An 18188-nucleotide genomic window follows, 5' to 3' on the forward strand; every position below is an offset into this window, starting at 1 on the left:
CGATAGGGCTGCGCAGCAGCCCCAAAATCATCAATAGCCAGGGCTATCGAAGTCGAGCTGCACCTCGAAATCCAGCGCCCGCTCCACCCCGGTTTCCAGCCGCCCGTCGGCATGCAGGCGCAACCAGCGGTACCCCGGAGGCTCTTCGCTCACCTGGAAGTCTTCGCTGCGCGCCGCGAACTGAATGCAGGTCGACGGCGTGGCCAACAGGCGCCGCCCCCCTCGGACCTCATCCCATTCCTGATGCACATGCCCCCATAGCAAAGCCCGCACCTGTGGATATCCTTCAACGATATCGAACAGCGCCTGGGCATTGCGCAAGCCGATCGGCGCGATCCAGGCGCAGCCGATGTCCACTGGCTGATGGTGGAAGCACACCAGGCAATGCCGCTCGCCAGCCTCTTTCAAGGCGGCTTCCAGCACGGCCAGCTGGTCGTCTTGCAGAAACCCGTGGGTAGCACCGTGCACGGCGGTGTTGAGCATGACTACCCGCCATGCGCCAATATCGGTCACCGTCTGCACCAGTTCCGGCGCCACCTGCGCCATCACCTGAGCCTCGTCATGGTTACCCGGCAGCCAGCGCGTGGGTACGCCAAACGGTGCGGTCAGCTCCCGAAACGCTTCATAGGATGCCACGCTGGCATCCTGGGACAGGTCGCCCGTGCACAGCAGCAAGTCGACAAGCGGCTGCTCGCGCCGCACCTGGGCGACCACGTGGCGCAGGCTGTCTCGGGTCTTGAGGCCCAGCATGCTGCCAGCCGGGTCGGCGAACAGGTGGGCATCGGTCAGTTGCACCACATGCACGGGGCGGGATTGGTCTGGCGGCGACAACGGCCATCTCCTCGAATGGATTCAGCGGGAATTATGGCTGTGCGACGGTGACGAGCAAACACCCGCAACCGACTCACGTCACAATTCAGCGAACACTTGCCAGTTCGTGGCCGCAGGCCAGGCAGTGGCTGAGCCATTCCCCCAGGAAAAGGTTGAGCTGAGCCTTTTCGTCCGGCTGGTGCATGGCGTCGTTCGGATACGGGTAGATGCTGCGCAGGCGCCGGGTGTGTTCGGCGCTGACCACTTCGGCCATGCGCGCATCGTGATACACCTGCACTTCCAGGTGGGGCACTGGCAGCCACGGCAGGCTGTGTTCCTGGCGCACATGCAGGGTGGTGGTATACGGGCAGGCCAGCACCACGTCGAGCACCAGCACGCCAAGCATCTGGTCACCCTGGGTCATGCCGATGCGGCGCGAGCTCTGGGTGGTGCGCATGTCGGGCAACAAGCGCATCAGCCGGGCATAGTTGGCCTCGCAGGCTGCCTGCAGCCCGACCAGGTCAACTCGATAGCGCTCGCGCAGCAGGTTCACTTCCACATACCTCTTACTTCGTCACGGTTCAGCGCCAGCCATTGCAGGCCAATGATGGTGGCCGCATTGCAGATGCGCCCGTCGCGCACCGCCTGCAGGGCATCCTCGAACGCCCACACGCGTACGCGAATGTCTTCGCCCTCTTCCTCCAGGCCATGCAGCCCTCCCGCGCCCTCGCTGCTGCAACGGCCGAGGAACAGGTGAACGTATTCGTCACTGCCGCCGGGCGACGGGAAGTAGCGGGTCATCGGCCACAGGGCGCTGAAGGTCAGGCCGGCTTCTTCTTCAGCCTCGCGATGGGCGACTTCCTCGGGCTGCTCGTCTTTGTCGATCAGCCCGGCAACCATCTCGATCAGCCAGGGGTTGGCGACCTTGTCCAGTGCGCCCACGCGGAACTGTTCAATCAGCACCACTTCATCGCGCGCAGGGTCGTACGGCAGCACGCATACCGCATCGTGGCGCACAAACAGTTCGCGACTGATCTCGCGCCCCATGCCCCCGGCAAATAGCTCGTGGCGCAGGCGTAACTTGTCGAGCTTGTAAAAGCCCTGGAAGCAATTGGCCCGCTCGATGATTTCGAAGCCCTTGGGCACAGCGTTCAACGCGTCTGACATGGAAATCCTCATTACCTCAAATACTGCTTCGCGCCATCCTACTCCGCACGCCTGTTGGTTTCACCCCTTTCCAGCAACCGCTGGCGCACTCGGGACAGCAGCCCTTCACTCTGTTAGCTTAGTGGCGAACTGAAGGCCGCGCAGACGGTCAAAGGCCGACTTTTCCCTGTTCTGCAAGGATCATCATGACACTTGTCAAACTGACTTCCGTGGCCGTGCTGGCACTCGCTCTGGGCGCCTGCCAGAGCCTGTTCACGCCCAACTACCGGGCCCCGCTCGAGGTCAAGCGCGACGCCTGGGAGCATGTCAAACCCGGTTGCAGCGAGAGCGACTGCCCGCTGGTGAACATCGACATGATCCACTTCCCGGCCCTGCCCAAGCTCGACGGCATCGTCGAAAAACGCCTGCTGCAACTGACCGAAGACAATCAGCATGGCACCGCACCAGCCACCCTGCAGGCCTACGAACAGCAATATCTGGCCAGTGCCGACAAACGTAACAGCAGCTACTTGCAAGCCAAGGTACGCGAGCAGCATGACGGGCTGGTGATCATCGAGTTGTCCAGCTACCTGGACAGCGGTGGCGCCCACGGCATGCCCGGGCGCGGCTTCATCAACTATTCACGCAAACTGGACAAGGTGCTGACCCTGCAGGACATGCTGGTGCCCGGCCAGGAAGACACCTTCTGGAAAACCGTCGAAGAATCGCACCGTGCCTGGCTGATGAGCGTGGGAATGGACAAGGATGCCGAGTTCGTCAAGACCTGGCCGTTCAAGAAATCGCCGCACGTCGCCCTGACGTACGGCGCGGTAGTGGTCAAGTACGAGGTCTATGCCATCGCGCCCTATTCCATGGGCCACGTGGAGCTGAAGATCCCCTACCCGCGCCTGAATGGCGTACTCAAGCCTGAACTGTTTCCCGGCCGCGGCTGAGGCTTAGCAGCCCATGCAGCACACCTGCCAGCAGCAATGCGGGCAGGGTAGCGCCCAGTTCCGGCGCCTTGGCGGCAATCAGGTGATAGGCCACCGCCCCGGCAAACCAGGCCACCAACGCCTGCCAGTGCAAGCCATTGACCTGCGCTGGCAGACGGCGTCGACGGACCACGTAGTGGTCCATCAGCACCACGCCGAACAGCGGCGCGAACACCGAGCCGATCAGCAACAGGAAGTTTTCGTACTGTGCCAGTGGCGCCAACAGGGCGATCAGGGTGCACAACACGCCGATGGCCAACGCCAGGTGCTCGACCTTCAGCGGTAGCAGCACACCGGTGGAAACCGCCGCCGAGTGGATGTCGGCGAAGGCCTTTTCCGACTCGTCCAGCAGAATTAGCAGCAGCGGAATCCCCATGCCGGCGCCTGCCAGGGCCAGCAGCAGGGCATTGACTTCGCCACTGGCGGCGAACGCCAGCGTGTACGCCACGCCCAGGCTCATCAGCCAGGTGTTGCCGATGAAGTAGCCAACGACCGTGCCGCCGAACACATGCTTGCCATTGCGGGCAAAGCGCGAGTAGTCCGCGATCAGCGGCAGCCAGGACAGCGGCATGGCGATGACGATATCGAAGCCAACCGCCAGCGACATCGAACCATCCCCGGCACGGTTCCACAGTTCGGCCAGGTCGGCCTTGGCGAACAGGTTCCAGGTCAGCCACAGGCAAGCGCCCAGCAACAACCAGATCCCCCAGGCGCGCAGCACCTTGCGCACGAAGGCCAGTGGCCCGCTGACGGCCAGCAGGGTGGCCAGGGCACCGAAGCACAGCGTCCAGAGCATGGGGCTGTTCCAGGCACTGTCCTCACCGAACGCTCGCGCCCCCAGCAAGCTGGCAGCATCGCGCATGACGATAATCTCGAAAGCGCCCCAACCCACCAGTTGCAGCAGGTTGAGCAGCGCCGGCAAGCGCGCGCCATGGCTGCCCAGGCTGAGTTTCAGGGTGCCCATGGCGGACAGACCGGTGTCGCTGCCGATAACCCCCGCCGCACCCAGCAACAGCACACCGACACCGGTGCCCAGGGCGATGGCCAGCACGGCGCCAGCAAGGCCTAGGCCTGGCGCCAGCATGGCGCCGACCTGCAGCACCATCAGGCCGATGCCGAGGGAAAACCACAGTGAGAACAGGTCGCGAGCACCGAAGATGCGCTGCTGGATGGGGATTGGATGGTCGGGAGAGAACTGGCTGGGTGATGTCATGGTTGGCGCTCGCCGGCAATATTGTTGGTGTTCCTGGCGAGGACTTCGTCCTCGTATCGTGACGCAAGGCCGCTCCCACAAAAACCACGCAGGCTTCGAGGCTTGCGCGGTCCTTGTGGGAGCGGCCTTGCGTCGCGAAAGGGCCGCAAAGCGGCCCCAGCGTGCTTAGACTTTGTGGTACAGCTGGCTGCCTTCCTGGCGGAACCGCTCGGCCTGCTCACGCATGCCTTGCTCGACCGTCACATCCACGGCCTCGATCTTGGCTGCGTACTCACGCACTTCCTGGGTGATCTTCATCGAGCAGAACTTCGGCCCGCACATCGAGCAGAAGTGCGCGACCTTGGCCGATTCCTTCGGCAGGGTCTCGTCGTGGAAAGCGCGGGCAGTGTCCGGGTCGAGGCCCAGGTTGAACTGGTCTTCCCAACGGAACTCGAAACGCGCCTTGGACAAGGCGTTGTCGCGAATCTGTGCACCCGGGTGGCCCTTGGCAAGGTCGGCGGCATGCGCGGCGATCTTGTAGGTGATGATGCCGGTCTTGACGTCGTCCTTGTTCGGCAGGCCCAAGTGCTCCTTCGGCGTGACGTAGCAGAGCATGGCGCAACCGAACCAGCCGATCATTGCCGCCCCAATGCCCGAGGTGATGTGGTCGTAACCCGGCGCGATGTCGGTGGTCAGTGGGCCGAGGGTGTAGAACGGCGCCTCGTCGCAGCACTCCAGCTGCTTGTCCATGTTCTCTTTGATCAATTGCATCGGCACGTGGCCGGGGCCTTCGATCATGCATTGCACGTCGTGCTTCCAGGCAATCTTGGTCAGCTCGCCGAGGGTTTCCAGCTCACCGAATTGCGCGGCGTCGTTGGCGTCGGCAATCGAGCCAGGGCGCAGGCCGTCGCCCAGCGAGAAGCTGACGTCATAGGCCTTCATGATTTCGCAGATTTCGTCGAAGTGGGTGTACAGGAAGTTTTCCTTGTGGTGCGCCAGGCACCACTTGGCCATGATCGAGCCACCGCGGCTGACGATGCCGGTGACCCGCTTGGCGGTCAGGGGCACATAGCGCAGCAACACACCGGCGTGAATGGTGAAGTAGTCCACGCCCTGTTCGGCCTGCTCGATCAGGGTGTCGCGGAACAGTTCCCAGGTCAGGTCCTCTGCCACGCCGTTGACCTTTTCCAGGGCCTGGTAGATCGGCACGGTACCGATCGGCACCGGCGAGTTGCGAATGATCCACTCGCGGGTTTCGTGGATGTGCTTGCCAGTGGACAGGTCCATGACCGTGTCCGAGCCCCAGCGGATGCCCCAGGTCAGCTTGGCCACCTCTTCCTCGATCGAGGAACCCAGGGCGCTGTTGCCGATGTTGCCGTTGATCTTCACCAGGAAGTTGCGGCCGATGATCATCGGCTCTACTTCCGGGTGGTTGATGTTGGCCGGAATGATCGCGCGGCCACGGGCGATTTCCTGGCGGACGAATTCAGGGGTGATTTCTTTCGGGATGTTGGCACCGAAGCTGTGGCCGGCATGTTGCTCATTCAGCAGGCCGGCGGCGCGGGCCTCCTGTAGCTTCATGTTTTCGCGGATGGCCACGTATTCCATTTCGGCGGTGATGATGCCCTGACGGGCATAGTGCATCTGCGAGACGTTGGCGCCGGCCTTGGCCCGGCGCGGGTTGCGCACATGGGCGAAACGCAGCTTGGCCAGCTCTGCATCGTTCAGGCGCTGCTGACCGAAGTCGGAGCTCAGGCCTTCCAGGCGCTCGGTGTCACCGCGGGCTTCGATCCACGCCGAACGCACATCGGCCAGGCCTTTGCGCACGTCGATGATCACGTCGGGGTCGGTGTACGGGCCAGACGTGTCATACACCAGCACCGGGGCGTTGGACTCGCCGCCGAAATCGGTCGGGGTGTCATCCAGGCTGATTTCACGCATGGGGACGCGGATGTCCGGGCGCGAGCCTTCGACATACACCTTGCGCGAACGCGGGAAGGGTTGCACGGACTGCTGATCGACTTGTGCCGATTCGCTGAGGTTGATCGCTTTTTCTTGTTTGGTCATCACAGGCTCTCCTGACGGCTTCCTAGCAGTGGAATGTCGGGGTGAACCTGAAACGCGCGGACGCACCCTCTTTGGGTGCAGTGCCGGACATGGGGGTGCCTGAAGCTGTATGCAGCTGTGACAATCCCGGACCTGGCACAAGAGGCTCCCCGGGAAGGCGAGCAATCTTGTTCCCTACGCAGGCGCTAACCTGATCAGGTTCAACGGGATCCGCACCTCTGCGATCTCAGCCTTTGCTTCAAGGCACCCCGACAAGAACATGCGCAGTCTAGACTGGAGTGGTCAGCAAAGCCAAGCAGGTAAATGCGCGGATGATGAAAGGCACACCGAGCGATTGTTGCCGGGTGCGCATGGCACTACACTGGCCCATCGCTCGATACTCAACAGTTCAGTAATTAAATTTCGTACAAGGATTGCCTCTATGCTGCGCAAACTCTCACTGGCGATAGCCGTGTCTTGTGCGTCCAACGGAGTGGTCTGGGCAGCGGATGTGCCCTCGACAGTCAAGACCGATCTGGTCAGCGTCTACCAGGAAGCAGTGGACAACAACGCCGACCTGGCTGCAGCACGCGCCGATTACGGGGCGCGCCGCGAAGTGGTGCCGCAGGCCCGCGCCGGGTTGCTGCCAAACCTGTCGGCCGGTGCCGAGATGATGAACACCCGCACCAAGCTGGACGAGCCATCCATCACTTCCAATCGCAGCGGCAACGCCTGGAGCGCAACTTTGGCCCAGCCCATCTTCCGCGCTGATCGCTGGTTCCAGTTGCAAGCCGCCGAAGCAGTCAACGAACAGGCAGCACTGGAGCTGTCGGCGACCGAGCAAAACCTGATTCTGCAAACCGCGCAAAACTACTTCGCCGTCCTCCGCGCCCAGGACAACCTGGCCGCCACCAAGGCAGAAGAAGCCGCCTTCAAGCGCCAGCTGGATCAGTCCAACGAGCGTTTCGACGTGGGCCTTTCGGACAAGACCGACGTGCTGCAATCCCAAGCCAGTTATGACACTGCACGGGCCAACCGGATCATCGCCGAACGCCAGGTGCAGGATGCCTTCGAGGCCCTGGTAACCCTGACCAACCGTGAGTACACCGCTATCCAGGGCGTGGTGCATAGCCTGCCGGTACAAGTGCCAACGCCCAACGATGCCAAAGCCTGGGTCGAAACCGCCGGGCGCCAGAACCTCAACCTGCTGGCCACCAACTACGCGGTTTCTGCCGCAGAAGAGACCCTGCGTCAGCGCAAGGCCGGGCATGCACCGACACTGGACGCCGTGGCCAAGTACCAGAAGGGTGACAACGACAGCCTTGGCTTCACCAACCCGGCGCCGCAGCAAAACGTGCGCTACGGCGGCGACGTCGAGCAGACCAGCGTTGGCCTGCAACTGAATATCCCGATCTACAGCGGCGGCCTGACCAGCTCGCAGGTACGCGAGGCTTACCAGCGCCTGAGCCAGAGCGAGCAACAGCGTGAAAGCCTGCGCCGCCAGGTCGTGGAGAACACCCGCAACCTGCACCGCGCAGTGAACACCGATGTGGAACAGGTACAGGCGCGCAAGCAGTCGATCATTTCCAACCAGAGCGCGCTGGAAGCCACCGAAATCGGCTACCAGGTCGGTACCCGCAACATCGTCGACGTGCTTGATGCCCAGCGCCAGCTGTACACCTCGGTGCGCGACTACAACAATAGCCGTTACGACTACATCCTCGACAACCTGAGCCTGAAGCAGGCAGCCGGCACCCTGAGCCCGCAAGACCTGCAGGACCTGAAGCGCTACCTGAAACCTGACTACAACCCGGACAAGGACTTCCTGCCGCCGGACCTGGCGGCGGCAGCGGCCAAGAACTTCGAGCGCAGGCCTTGAGGTAGGGGCTGGACCATTCGCGGGCAAGCCCACTCCCACACGTACCGTGCCAGGCCTGAAGGCATGATGCACCTGTGAGAGCTGGCTTGCTGGCGATAGGCCTCCACTATCACTCCAGCCCTGAACGACAACGCCTAGGCGGCTACGGCAATCGTCGAGTCGATGCGTTGAGCCGACATATCACCGATAAGCACAGGCCCCGCAGGTTCAGGGGCGAACGCAGCCATTGCATCAACAAGATTCCCCAGGCTCGGTAGCGAGTGCTCGACAGCAACCAGCGATGACCCTGCTGAAAGGGCGGAAATCTCTGGCACGGCAACCGCTTCAGATGTGACCATTGCCGGCTGCGCGAAGATAAAGTCCTCCGCGGTCACCTGCGCAACTTCGAGCGCATCCAGGTACAGCATCTTCACTATACCTTCCTGCCCCGGCACTGCCTGGGTATCAACGGCTACACCGTGAATCTGCGCAAAGTCATTGAGTTTGAAGCGCTGGACTTTGCTGACGTGCAGATCCTCGAAGCGACTGATGCCTACCTGGGTCAGGTCAATCTTGTCGATACCGTGTCGGAACCCCCGAAGGGTGTTCTTGTAGTCGCTCACACCTTCTTGTTTTGTCACCAGAAACACGCTGGGCGCAACCGTCGGCGGGGAATATACCGTGCCTGCCAACGAAGCCACCAACTGCCCGGATGCGTCACTGGCAAGCGACACGCCACCTGCACCACCGGTAAGCAGAACATTCGCGCTGACAGGCGGGGTCGTCTGCCCTTCAGGGCTGCCCTCGAAATAACCTGGCGCAGCGGTGAAAGCGTCAAGGAAACGGAAGTTCGCTGACCGCAGTTCAGCAATCGTAGTGTCCGTAAGCGTCAGCTTCTGCCCACTACCAAGGTCGAGCACAGTCGAATTGCCGTCCTGTTGCATCTGCAAGTCAGCAAACCCTGAACCACCAAAGCCGACCAGGTCGATCACCTCACGCGAAGTCTCGAACTGCTTGAGTACATCGTTACCGCCTGCACGCCTGTGGATGACAAAGCGGTCGGTACCCTCACCCCCCTTGAGGAGATTGTACCCACGGCCACCATCCAGTAATGCCCCGACGGGCCCGGCGATCAAGGTATCGTCGCCATCACCACTGATAAGGTTTTGCACCGAACCAGGGGCTATGGTGAGCGCCGCACCGGCAATACTGGCGCTGCCGCTGGCCAGATCCACCGAGATACTGCGACTTACTGCAGCCGCATTCAACGTATTGCGCCCGCCAGCGGTGCCGCTGATGGCATCGTCAAGCTTCGCGCGCCCTGGGTTTTCTGCCACCAGGTTCGCGTAGTCGTCGGTAAAGTAATAGACATCATCGGTGGTGCCGGGGCTGCCGACGAGGCGCAGCGTCCAGCGATCAAGCGTTAACGGTAAGCCAGCAACAGCATTACGCACCTCAAGCTTCCACTCCCCAGCCGAGCGCTCTGCGCGATGATGGGTCGACATGAACCCATATTTGAACGCCCCTGAACGCGAATCGCCCAGATCGTCATCACCAGAGCCCGGCGCCTTGCCTGTGCGATCGAGCAGTACGCTGCGCGTGCCGCCAGGCGACACCAGCGTGAGCGTCATGTCGCCAAGGCGGCCGACCATCGAGTGGACATCGACCTCCACATGCTCCACCAGCAAATCAGCCGGCAGGGTCAAAGACAAAGTCGCAACCTGCCCCGCCGCAACCTGTTGAGCCACTGGTTCACTGCTGGCTGTCAGCAGCCGTTCATTGGCCTTGGTCGCCCGGCTCCCCCAGGACTCGGCAAGGCGCACCGCGGCGCGGGCGTCGATCATGCCAAAGCCGTAGTCGTGGCTGGCGTGCATGCCACCGCCATTCCAATTGCGCCCTGCGTTGTAAGCCCATTGGGTTGATGCGTCATCCACTTTGCGCGCAGACAGTGCGAGGATCTGCTGAACATCCCGGTAACCCAACCCCGGGTTGGCCTGCAACATCAACGCCACCACGCCTGAGACGATCGGCGCGGCGAAGCTGGTGCCCTGAGTCGTGCTGTAGGCGCTGCCGACCGACGCACCGCGCTCCGCTTCAAGGCTGACGCCACTGGATAAAACATGGCTCCCCGGTGCAGCGACCAGCAAGCTGGAGCCTGGATTGGAAAAGGGTGCCGTGGCAGCTTGCAGTACCGAGAGGTCTGCCTTTGCGTTGATGGCCGCCACTTCAATGGCGTGGCGGTTGTTGTTGGTCAGCGAGCCCTGTGCATTACCGCTTTTATGGCGCTGGTTGCCACCAGAGGCGACGACGATGGTGCCTAGCCCACCACGGCCGTTGGTGGCGGCAAGCGTAGTGCTGAACGCCAGCGCCAGAGCAGTATCGACTTTTCCTTCTGGAACATTTGTAAGTCCGAAGTCCGTTTTGAAACCCCAACTGTTGTTGGCTATGTCGTAGTTGACCATTTGCCCCAGATTGGTCAGGTCATCGCCTTTGTTGGCCAGGTAGTGCCCGCCGATCTTCGCCTCATATGCGATGCCGATCCCTCCTTGATCATTGCGCGCGCCAACCATGACCCCAGCCACTTGAGTGGCATGATTGGACGCCAGAGCGGGCAGCGTGCCATTGGTGCGTTGGGTTTGCAGCCAGATGGGATCGATATTCGGCTTGAGATCGGGGTGCCCGATGTCGAAGATTTCCGGCGCCACGGCAAACTCCCCACCCGGCTCGAACTGCCCTATCCTCACCCCCTTGCCCGTGAAGTCACGCCATACCGGCGCGACATTGATCTCGTCCAGATACCACTGCCGCCCCGACAGCGGGTCAGCGGGGGATTGTTCATGGCGCAACGTTACCGTTGCCCGCAAGGGTGCTGATGCAGCACTGCCCACCTCGGTCACACTCATGGACGCGTTGCCGGCAGCATCGACCAAGTCGTAGCGGAAACTGACATCACCGTCATGGCCTGGCAACGGCGTGACCTCCACATCACCCTGCTCATTCAACCGCACTGTTGCACCCTTGCCAGCGCTGACTGAGGCGATGCGCAATGGCCCGCTGCTGCCAAGTGGCTGGTCATTGCCCAGCAGCGCCGTTGCAGGGACTATCAGCGCCGTGTCAGTGGTGGCGAATGTAGCCAGTTGCTCAGGCGAGAGCCTGTCGCCGATTGGCATGGCGCCCCCGCCAAGAAGATCGACGGCAGCAATGTCGGCGAAGCTGAGTTTCTGGATGTTGCTCAGGCTCAGGCGGCCATCTCGTCCCGCCACGGTGTCGGTGATCAGGTGGCCCGATTCGGTACGTGTGATCAGGTACTCGTCGTGAGCACCATGCAAACTGACCAGGTTGGTGCCCGCGCCTCCGTCGATCGTGGCATCGCCGCGTCCGGCCTCGATCACGTCATCGGCAGCACCGCCCGTAATCCGATCAGCGCCACCACCGGCGTAAATGATACTTCCGCCCGCCGAGGCCCGGATGCGATCCCCCTTGGGGCCCGCATAGATCACCGACTTGCCGGTACCACCAATGATGTCGTTACGGCCCGTACCGCCAACCAGCACATCGTTGCCGCCACCACCGATCAGCAAGCTGTCGCCCGAGCCGCCCTTGATGAAAACTCCGCGTTGACCGCCGCTGGCGATGATGTCCTTACCCCGCCCGCCTTGCGCAATGGTCAGCCCGGCCTTGGCCATGTTCAGCCCAACGCCATGCTCCCCCACGATCAGTGCCGTGTCGCGCCCACCATTGCCCTGCATGTTCGCCCAATCGTCGCTGGCACTGATCACGAATACATCGTCGCCCGCCCCGCCGTGATAGGTGTTGCTGCCACCGCCACCAACCAGCCAACTGCCCTCTGGAGCCGCGGTCAAGACATCATCGCCCGCGCTGCCGTACAGCGTCTGTACGCCGAGCGCTGCGGCGTCCAGCGTGCTGCCTTGAGCACTCTGGCTGATGTAGGCCCTTCGGGAAGTGGGCCCGCTTGACGAAGTCAGTAGAGTGCCACCCTCCTGGGCCTCGACCCGATTACCGACGGTATCGGCGAGAAACCTCACCGCCAGTACTTCCCGGTCCTCACCATTAACAGTGAAAGCGCCTCGGGAAATGACCTCGTTACCCTGACGCACCTCTCCTACCGGCTCGACCTGGCCGAGCTTGATCTGGCTAATGCCATGCTCCTGCAATGCCCTCAGCTCACCGGCATCGGCACGCCCGTCATGGTTGCCATCGACCCACACCTTCAATTGCGCCCAGACGGCGTCTTCAACGTTGATGACGCCATCGGCGTTGGCGTCAACACTTGCCAGGGCGGCGAAGCCATCCTTGAACGGTGTTTCACCAGAGCTGCCGTCGCTGCCTGCCTTACCGCCGTAGTATTCGGAGAACAGCTGGCTGATGCTACTCACCTGGCCGGTACCGTTGTCATGCACCAGCATGCCGCTCAGCCGGTCTGCCCAGCCGGTGCGGCGCAGTGAACCACTGTTATCGATATCGAACAGTACGCCTTCCTCGATACCCGTCAGGCCAACGCCCTTGCCGCTGAGGTCGAGCAAGAGCGGGTCGACAAACGTGTTCACCGTAGTCATTGCTGCCAACCCGTTGAGTACCACGGCATTGCGCAGGCTGAAATCCGGTTGTTCATTGCCATCACGATAGAACTGAGCCAGGTGCTGATTAGGTCGCACGTTGGGGTCGATCTGGAGCTCGCCGGGGCGAACACCACCGGTGGCCAAACTGCCCAACTGAGCGGAGGTGAAGTCGGTGTTGTCGAGGGTGCTGTCGGTGAATGCGATACTGTGGGTCAGGCGACGATCGACGTAGCCGTTGGAGACGTCATTGCGGATATCGTCCTGGCCTTGGAGGTCGCGGCGGGATTCGGTTGTGGGGGTGATTTCGATTTTGATTGAGGCGTCTGATGCACCTCCACCTAAACCAGTATCTTGATGTATGAAAAAATCAACCAGTTTGTCGAAAGTAGTTGACGCAAGATCGAACCATCCCGTGGGTGCTTCGATATGATGAAACCACTTTCTAGCAGCTCCAATTACCTCTTTTGAACCCAACACACTTTTTTGGCTCATAAAAGCATGGGTACGCCCTGCCAGCTCTAGCTCCTTCGCGGGATCCCCCGCAGAGGACAAAACCAGTCCCCAATATATCTGTTTACTTTCTTCTGGCAATCCTAAAAATATGGGATAAAGGGTCCAAGCGCTTTCAGGATATCCGGAACCTTCAAATACTTGCTTATGGAAATTCGCTATAGCAGTTTGAGGTATTGGCCCTAAAACAAAACCATCCACCGCATGCGCCTTTAACGCATTCAGATATTCCTTAGCCATATTAAAACGGATGGCTTCAACATCTTCATCGCGCATTGGCATACCTGCTTCTGCGGCGACGCCTTTCATGTAGTTTATCGCCGCCACACCTGCAATGCTGTTCCCCCGAGCCACACCATTTGCGAGCACCGCATATTTATCACCTTTTTCGGCTAATTTATCATACATCGCCGACGGACCTTCTTTTGTTAACAACTCGCTTGCAAGCTCGATATCAGAATGGCTTAATTTCATCATAAAAATTATCCTTGTATACCATTAGAAGCTAAGAAGATTTTTACACGCGATGCTATCTCACCCCACTCGCTTAATTCGTCCCATCCAAAATCAATCTTTACAATAGCTTTACTGTCCTCCAGCAAATATCTAAAATGACACCGATGGTATTTAGACCTATACTTACTCCAACTACACCTTCCAATCTGCTCCATATGCCCATTTCTTTCAGACCAGAAAATCATTCGTGGTGAATTGGGGAAAACGCTATCAACACCTTCCACTCGATTCAAACCTAATTGTCTATCAAACACGTTGGCCTCTCGCTGCTTATAAGTTGCCTCGGAAATGAAAAAATCAAAGGTTTCGCGCAGTCCCCTCTCACCAGCGGGCCATGGTTCAAGCGTCACTACGATTCCACTAAACGTCTCTGAGAAATAGTTTCCCGGCGTTAACTCAGGCCAGTTCATGGCCAGACTTAAAGAATATAAATTTGATTCACACCCTCTATCAACGCCGCCAGACCCTCTCTTATAATTTCCTTCATCCTCATATTCCGGCCAGAAAGGAACATATTCGCTTGAAAACTCATACATAACACCGGACACCACACCACATACTTTTGGCGCAGGGGGTGCGACCGGCTTCGATTTCTCGCTTAAAGCAACAGTCGCCACTGCTAAAGCAACACAGCTCGCGGGAAGACACAACGCGACCGCTGCGCTAACCCTCAGTGCATTCCATATAATTTCGTACAGCATTCTCCAGCCGCTTTTTTCTCGTAGCCGATTCGCGTCCATCTGTTATCACCCTCACCAGTAATCACTTAGCGCTCCGTTAAACTTTCCTGCACATGTCGCCGCAAAGGCCTTAGAAAATAACTTATAACCTTGCGCTTATCCGTAATAACCTCCGCACGCACTGACATACCCGCCGTCAACGGAACATCCTGTTTTCCTACACGCATTATTTCCTTACCCAGGCGGACTCGAGCGCTATAAACCAACCCTCGCTTCTCATCTTCAATGGCATCGTCAGAAATACTCTCCACCACCCCCGGGACAACCCCGTACTGGGTAAACGTGAACGTCTCAACTTTCACTTCCACTGGCTGCCCCGGATATACAAAGCCGATATCTTTGTTCTCGACTTTCACTTCCACTTCCACCGGCTCGCCCGTCGGCACAATGACCATCAGTGTCTGCGCGGGTGTAACCACCCCGCCCTGTGTATGGATCGCCAACTGCTGGACGGTGCCGTCAACGGGGGATGTCAGTACCTTGAGGCGATGCCGCTGCTCGGCCTTGTTCAACTCCTGCTCAAGGGTTGCAATGCGCCGTTGCGCCTCACCGTGAAGGTCGAGCATGGCTCTGCGAAGTTGGGCAATGGCACCGCTACGGCGGTGCTGAGCAGCAAGCCGTGCAGCGTTCAGTTCGTCTATGCGCGAGCGCTGGAGTGCCAGTTCACGCTCCTGCTCCAGGCGGGCCTGCTCCTTTTCCAGGTAGGTGTGCTTGGCCACGGCCGATTCGCTGAACAACAGCTTGTAATCCGCCGTCAGTTGGCGGGTGATCACCAACAGTTGCCGGAGCGCGTCAGCCCGGCCCTGGGCGGAACGGATTTCGGCAGCGCGTTGACCGATTTCGGCATCGGCCTGTTCCAGCGTGGCCTGCAACTCCAGGTATTGCCCCTCCAGCCAGCGCTGCGCGCCTGCCTGCTGCGCGGCCGTGGCCTGCGGTATCAAGGGTGCCAGGGAGGCAGGTGCCACATCGCCGTCCAGCGCACTCAGCAGTGTGCTGGCGCGGGCCTGGTCGATCTGTGCAGCCAGCAGTTCGCTGCCCAAACGCTTGATGTCAGCCTCGGTCAACTGCCCTTCCAGCTCGACCAGCACATCGCCTTTGCGCACCGGCTGGCCATCGACGACGTGGATCGACTGCACCACCGCGACCTCGCTGGCCTGTATCAACTTGCTCCTGCCACTGGGCACGATCTTGCCTTCGGCACTGGCGATGACATCGATCTCACCGATGCAAGCCCAGGCAAGCGCCAGCCCGATGAACATCAGCAGGCTCCACTGCAGGTAGCGCGGCAAGGGATGCACTGGCGTTTCCTGCAAGGACAGTGCCGCAGGTAAAAAGGCCAGTTCGTCGGACTCACGTACGGGGCCGTCCATGCTCCGGCGCTTTCGCCATGCCGTTATCCACGCATCCCGGTAGCGCTCGGCAAGGTCCTTGAACGCCACACTCATACGGCGGCCCCGAGCTGCAGTTGATGCAGGTAGGCATAGGTGCCCTGTGGATAACCCAGCAGCTCATCATGAGTCCCTTGCTCGATGATCTGCCCACGCTCCATGACCACGATGCGGTCGGCATGGCGTACTGCCGAAAGCCGATGGGCAATGATGATGACCGTGCGCTGCGCGCAAATCCGCGCCATGTTCTGCTGGATGATCCGTTCGGACTCATAGTCCAGCGCACTGGTGGCTTCGTCGAAAATGAGGATGCGTGGGTTGCCGAACAGCGCTCGGGCGATGGCTATGCGCTGTCGCTGCCCACCCGACAGGCTGGCACCGTGCTCACCAATCAGGGTTTCGTAGCCATCCGGTAATTCGAGGATGAACTCGTGAGCACCCGCCAGCGTCGCTGCGGCGATCACTTCTTCAAGCGGTGCTGCTGGGTTGCCGAGGGCAATGTTCTCGCGCACGGTGCGCCGAAAAAGCACGTTGTCCTGCAACACCACGCCGATCTGCCGACGCAGTGACGCCACATCGGCTACCGCCAGGTCAGCACCGTCGAGCAATACCCGCCCCCGCTCAGGTGAGTACAGCCGCTGAATCAAGCGTGTCAGCGTGCTCTTGCCTGACCCCGAGCGACCTACAACGCCTATCACTTCTCCGGCGGCGATCTTCAGGCTGACATCGCGCACCACTTCGCCCCCGTCCGGCCGATAGCGAAAACACACACGATCGAGCTCGATCTGCCCGACAAGTGTGGGCAGCACCGTGCCCTTGCCTTGGTTGACCTCGGTACGGGTGTTGAGAATGTCGCCCAGGCGTTGAATCGATACCCCTGTCTGCTGGAAGCTGGTCCAGAGTTGGGCCAGGCGGATGATGGGCTGCGACACGCGCCCTGCGAGCATGTTGAAGGCGATCAGCTCGCCCACCGTGAGTGCGCCTTCGATGACCAGCCGGGCCCCCAGCCACAAGGTGGCTACCGTGACCAGCTTGCCGATCAGGCCGACGCTTTCATTGGCGAGACTGGAAAGGTTCTGGGTCTTGAAACTGGCAGATACATAAGCGGCCAGCTGATCATTCCAGCGCCGGGTAACCTGAGGTTCCACGGCCATCGACTTCAGTGTGTCGATGCCGTTGACCGCCTCGACCAAAAAGGCCTGGTTCTCGGCGCCGCGTTGGAAGCTTTGATCAATCAACGCCCGCAGTAGCGGAGTAACGACCAGGGATACGAGAAAATAGAAAGGCAGCGAGCCAACGACGACCAGCGTCAACCATCCGCTATAGAGGAACATGACAGCGATGAAGACCACCGAGAACAGCACATCCAGCACTAGCGTGATGCTGTTGTTGGTCAGGAAACTTCTGATGTTCTCCAGTTCTCGCACTCGGGCAACCGAGTCACCGACTCGCCTGGCGTGAAAATAGGCGGTGGGAAGATCGATCAAATGCCTGAACAGTTTTGCACCCAGTTCGACATCGATTCTTGACGCTGTATGAGCTGCCACATAGGTACGCAACCCACTCAGCAATGTTTCAAACAGAACGACGACCAATAAACCCAAGGCGATAACATCCAGCGTGGTCAAACCGCGATGCACCAGGACTTTGTCCATTACCACCTGAAAGAACAAAGGCGTCAGCAAAGCCAGTATCTGAATGACCAGGGAAACCACGAGCACTTCGCCAAATAGCCGCCTGTACTTCACCAGGGCAGGAATGAACCAGGTAAAGTCGAAGCGCGACAGCCCGAGGGGCAACTGGGCATCGGAGCGAACCAGAATGAGTTCTCCCGACCAGCGCACCATCAGTTCCGCGAGGGTCAGCGCTTGCGGCGCGCGGGAATGCGGGTCCTGCACCAGAACCTGCTCGCCCTCCACGCGCGCGATGATGAAGTATTCACCACGGGTATCCACTGCAATAGCGGGCAAGGGCGTCTGCTGCAGCCGGGCCGGATCGACGCTGCGGTGTTTGGCCTTGAGGCCAAGTTGCTGAAATGCCCGAAGTAGTGTGCCGGTAGAGAACCGCTCACCCGCTGCTGCATGATCGTGCTGCAACTGCTCGGCAGAGACGGCAACACCATGGTAACGCGCCAGCGTGATAAGACACACCAGCCCACTTTCAATAGTGCTGGCATTGCCATCAGATAAATCAGCCATCACGCCACCTCTTATGAAAACCGGACATGAGGCGATACTAGCCCGAAGCAATAGGACAAACGTCCTACAAGCTTCCGACGCAAGCGTGTGACACTTCTGACTTTTAAAGTCTATTCGTAGGAAGTTTCCTAACGGCGAGAAATCCAGTGTAGGAAGTTATAACTTACGCCGTAGGAATAAATAACCAGAATCAGACATATCCACTCTAGACC

11 protein-coding genes and 1 riboswitch are annotated in these 18188 nt (G+C 60.0%); of the genes, 2 read left to right on the plus strand and 9 right to left on the minus strand.

Annotated elements, in window-relative coordinates; translation table 11 throughout:
- Nucleotides 1–30: 30 nt before the first annotated feature.
- The 3 genes from cpdA to ACF8Q6_RS11975 form a co-directional block, all read right to left on the minus strand.
- Complete coding sequence (gene cpdA / locus ACF8Q6_RS11965) at nt 31–831, minus strand: 3',5'-cyclic-AMP phosphodiesterase (protein WP_392489600.1); 801 nt, start codon at nt 829–831, stop codon at nt 31–33.
- A gap of 85 nt (nt 832–916) precedes the next feature.
- A complete protein-coding gene (locus tag ACF8Q6_RS11970) occupies nt 917–1369 on the minus strand; it encodes a DUF1249 domain-containing protein (protein ID WP_003249480.1) in 453 nt (150 codons plus the stop codon).
- Nucleotides 1360–1977, minus strand: coding sequence for an NUDIX domain-containing protein (locus ACF8Q6_RS11975; RefSeq protein ID WP_003249478.1), 618 nt, complete (start codon nt 1975–1977; stop codon nt 1360–1362). The genes ACF8Q6_RS11970 and ACF8Q6_RS11975 overlap by 10 nt, the downstream gene beginning before the upstream one ends.
- Nucleotides 1978–2162: 185 nt before the next feature.
- On the opposite strand from ACF8Q6_RS11975, the gene ACF8Q6_RS11980 reads away from it, so the two are divergent.
- Nucleotides 2163–2909 carry an RsiV family protein gene (locus ACF8Q6_RS11980; protein WP_003249476.1) on the plus strand — a complete coding sequence of 249 codons (747 nt, stop codon included), beginning with the start codon at nt 2163–2165 and terminating at the stop codon, nt 2907–2909.
- On the opposite strand, the gene cytX is transcribed toward ACF8Q6_RS11980, so the two are convergent.
- Nucleotides 2878–4161: a putative hydroxymethylpyrimidine transporter CytX gene (cytX, locus tag ACF8Q6_RS11985; RefSeq protein WP_003249474.1), complete on the minus strand. Its 1284-nt coding sequence runs from the start codon at nt 4159–4161 to the stop codon at nt 2878–2880. The genes ACF8Q6_RS11980 and cytX overlap by 32 nt on opposite strands.
- Before the next feature lie 165 nt (nt 4162–4326).
- Nucleotides 4327–6207: a phosphomethylpyrimidine synthase ThiC gene (gene thiC / locus ACF8Q6_RS11990; RefSeq protein WP_003249473.1), complete on the minus strand. Its 1881-nt coding sequence runs from the start codon at nt 6205–6207 to the stop codon at nt 4327–4329.
- Nucleotides 6208–6361: 154 nt separating this feature from the next.
- Nucleotides 6362–6468: riboswitch (TPP riboswitch) on the minus strand.
- 160 nt (nt 6469–6628) lie between these two features.
- On the opposite strand from thiC, the gene ACF8Q6_RS11995 reads away from it, so the two are divergent.
- Entirely contained in the window at nt 6629–8065 is a 1437-nt protein-coding gene (locus tag ACF8Q6_RS11995; RefSeq protein ID WP_392492677.1) for a TolC family outer membrane protein, read from the plus strand.
- A gap of 134 nt (nt 8066–8199) precedes the next feature.
- Here ACF8Q6_RS11995 and ACF8Q6_RS12000 read toward each other — a convergent pair whose 3' ends face one another.
- Genes ACF8Q6_RS12000 through ACF8Q6_RS12015 form a run of 4 tightly spaced genes read right to left on the minus strand, consistent with a single transcriptional unit; the run spans nt 8200 to nt 17976 of the window.
- Complete coding sequence (locus ACF8Q6_RS12000; protein WP_392492676.1) at nt 8200–13611, minus strand: S8 family serine peptidase; 5412 nt, start codon at nt 13609–13611, stop codon at nt 8200–8202.
- Nucleotides 13612–13616: 5 nt separating this feature from the next.
- Complete coding sequence (locus ACF8Q6_RS12005; protein ID WP_127644108.1) at nt 13617–14390, minus strand: hypothetical protein; 774 nt, start codon at nt 14388–14390, stop codon at nt 13617–13619.
- Nucleotides 14391–14416: 26 nt separating this feature from the next.
- Nucleotides 14417–15835 (minus strand): HlyD family type I secretion periplasmic adaptor subunit, encoded by a 1419-nt coding sequence (locus tag ACF8Q6_RS12010; protein WP_121784139.1) that lies wholly within the window; start codon nt 15833–15835, stop codon nt 14417–14419.
- On the minus strand, nt 15832–17976 hold the full coding sequence (locus ACF8Q6_RS12015; RefSeq protein ID WP_392492673.1) for a type I secretion system permease/ATPase: 2145 nt from the start codon (nt 17974–17976) through the stop codon (nt 15832–15834). The genes ACF8Q6_RS12010 and ACF8Q6_RS12015 overlap by 4 nt, the downstream gene beginning before the upstream one ends.
- Nucleotides 17977–18188: the final 212 nt, after the last annotated feature.

The organism is Pseudomonas sp. GLN_2 (assembly GCF_043106005.1).
In the GTDB taxonomy this organism is placed as follows: Bacteria; Pseudomonadota; Gammaproteobacteria; order Pseudomonadales; family Pseudomonadaceae; genus Aquipseudomonas; species Aquipseudomonas alloputida.

Coding starts and splice junctions, on each gene's coding strand:
- ACF8Q6_RS11980 (WP_003249476.1), top strand. CDS start 2,163: ATGACACTTGTCAAACTGACTTCCGTGGCCGTGCTGGCACTCGCTCTG.
- thiC (WP_003249473.1), bottom strand. CDS start 6,207: ATGACCAAACAAGAAAAAGCGATCAACCTCAGCGAATCGGCACAAGTC.
- cytX (WP_003249474.1), bottom strand. CDS start 4,161: ATGACATCACCCAGCCAGTTCTCTCCCGACCATCCAATCCCCATCCAG.
- ACF8Q6_RS11995 (WP_392492677.1), top strand. CDS start 6,629: ATGCTGCGCAAACTCTCACTGGCGATAGCCGTGTCTTGTGCGTCCAAC.
- ACF8Q6_RS12000 (WP_392492676.1), bottom strand. CDS start 13,611: ATGATGAAATTAAGCCATTCTGATATCGAGCTTGCAAGCGAGTTGTTA.
- ACF8Q6_RS12015 (WP_392492673.1), bottom strand. CDS start 17,976: ATGGCTGATTTATCTGATGGCAATGCCAGCACTATTGAAAGTGGGCTG.
- ACF8Q6_RS11975 (WP_003249478.1), bottom strand. CDS start 1,977: ATGTCAGACGCGTTGAACGCTGTGCCCAAGGGCTTCGAAATCATCGAG.
- ACF8Q6_RS12010 (WP_121784139.1), bottom strand. CDS start 15,835: ATGAGTGTGGCGTTCAAGGACCTTGCCGAGCGCTACCGGGATGCGTGG.
- ACF8Q6_RS12005 (WP_127644108.1), bottom strand. CDS start 14,390: ATGGACGCGAATCGGCTACGAGAAAAAAGCGGCTGGAGAATGCTGTAC.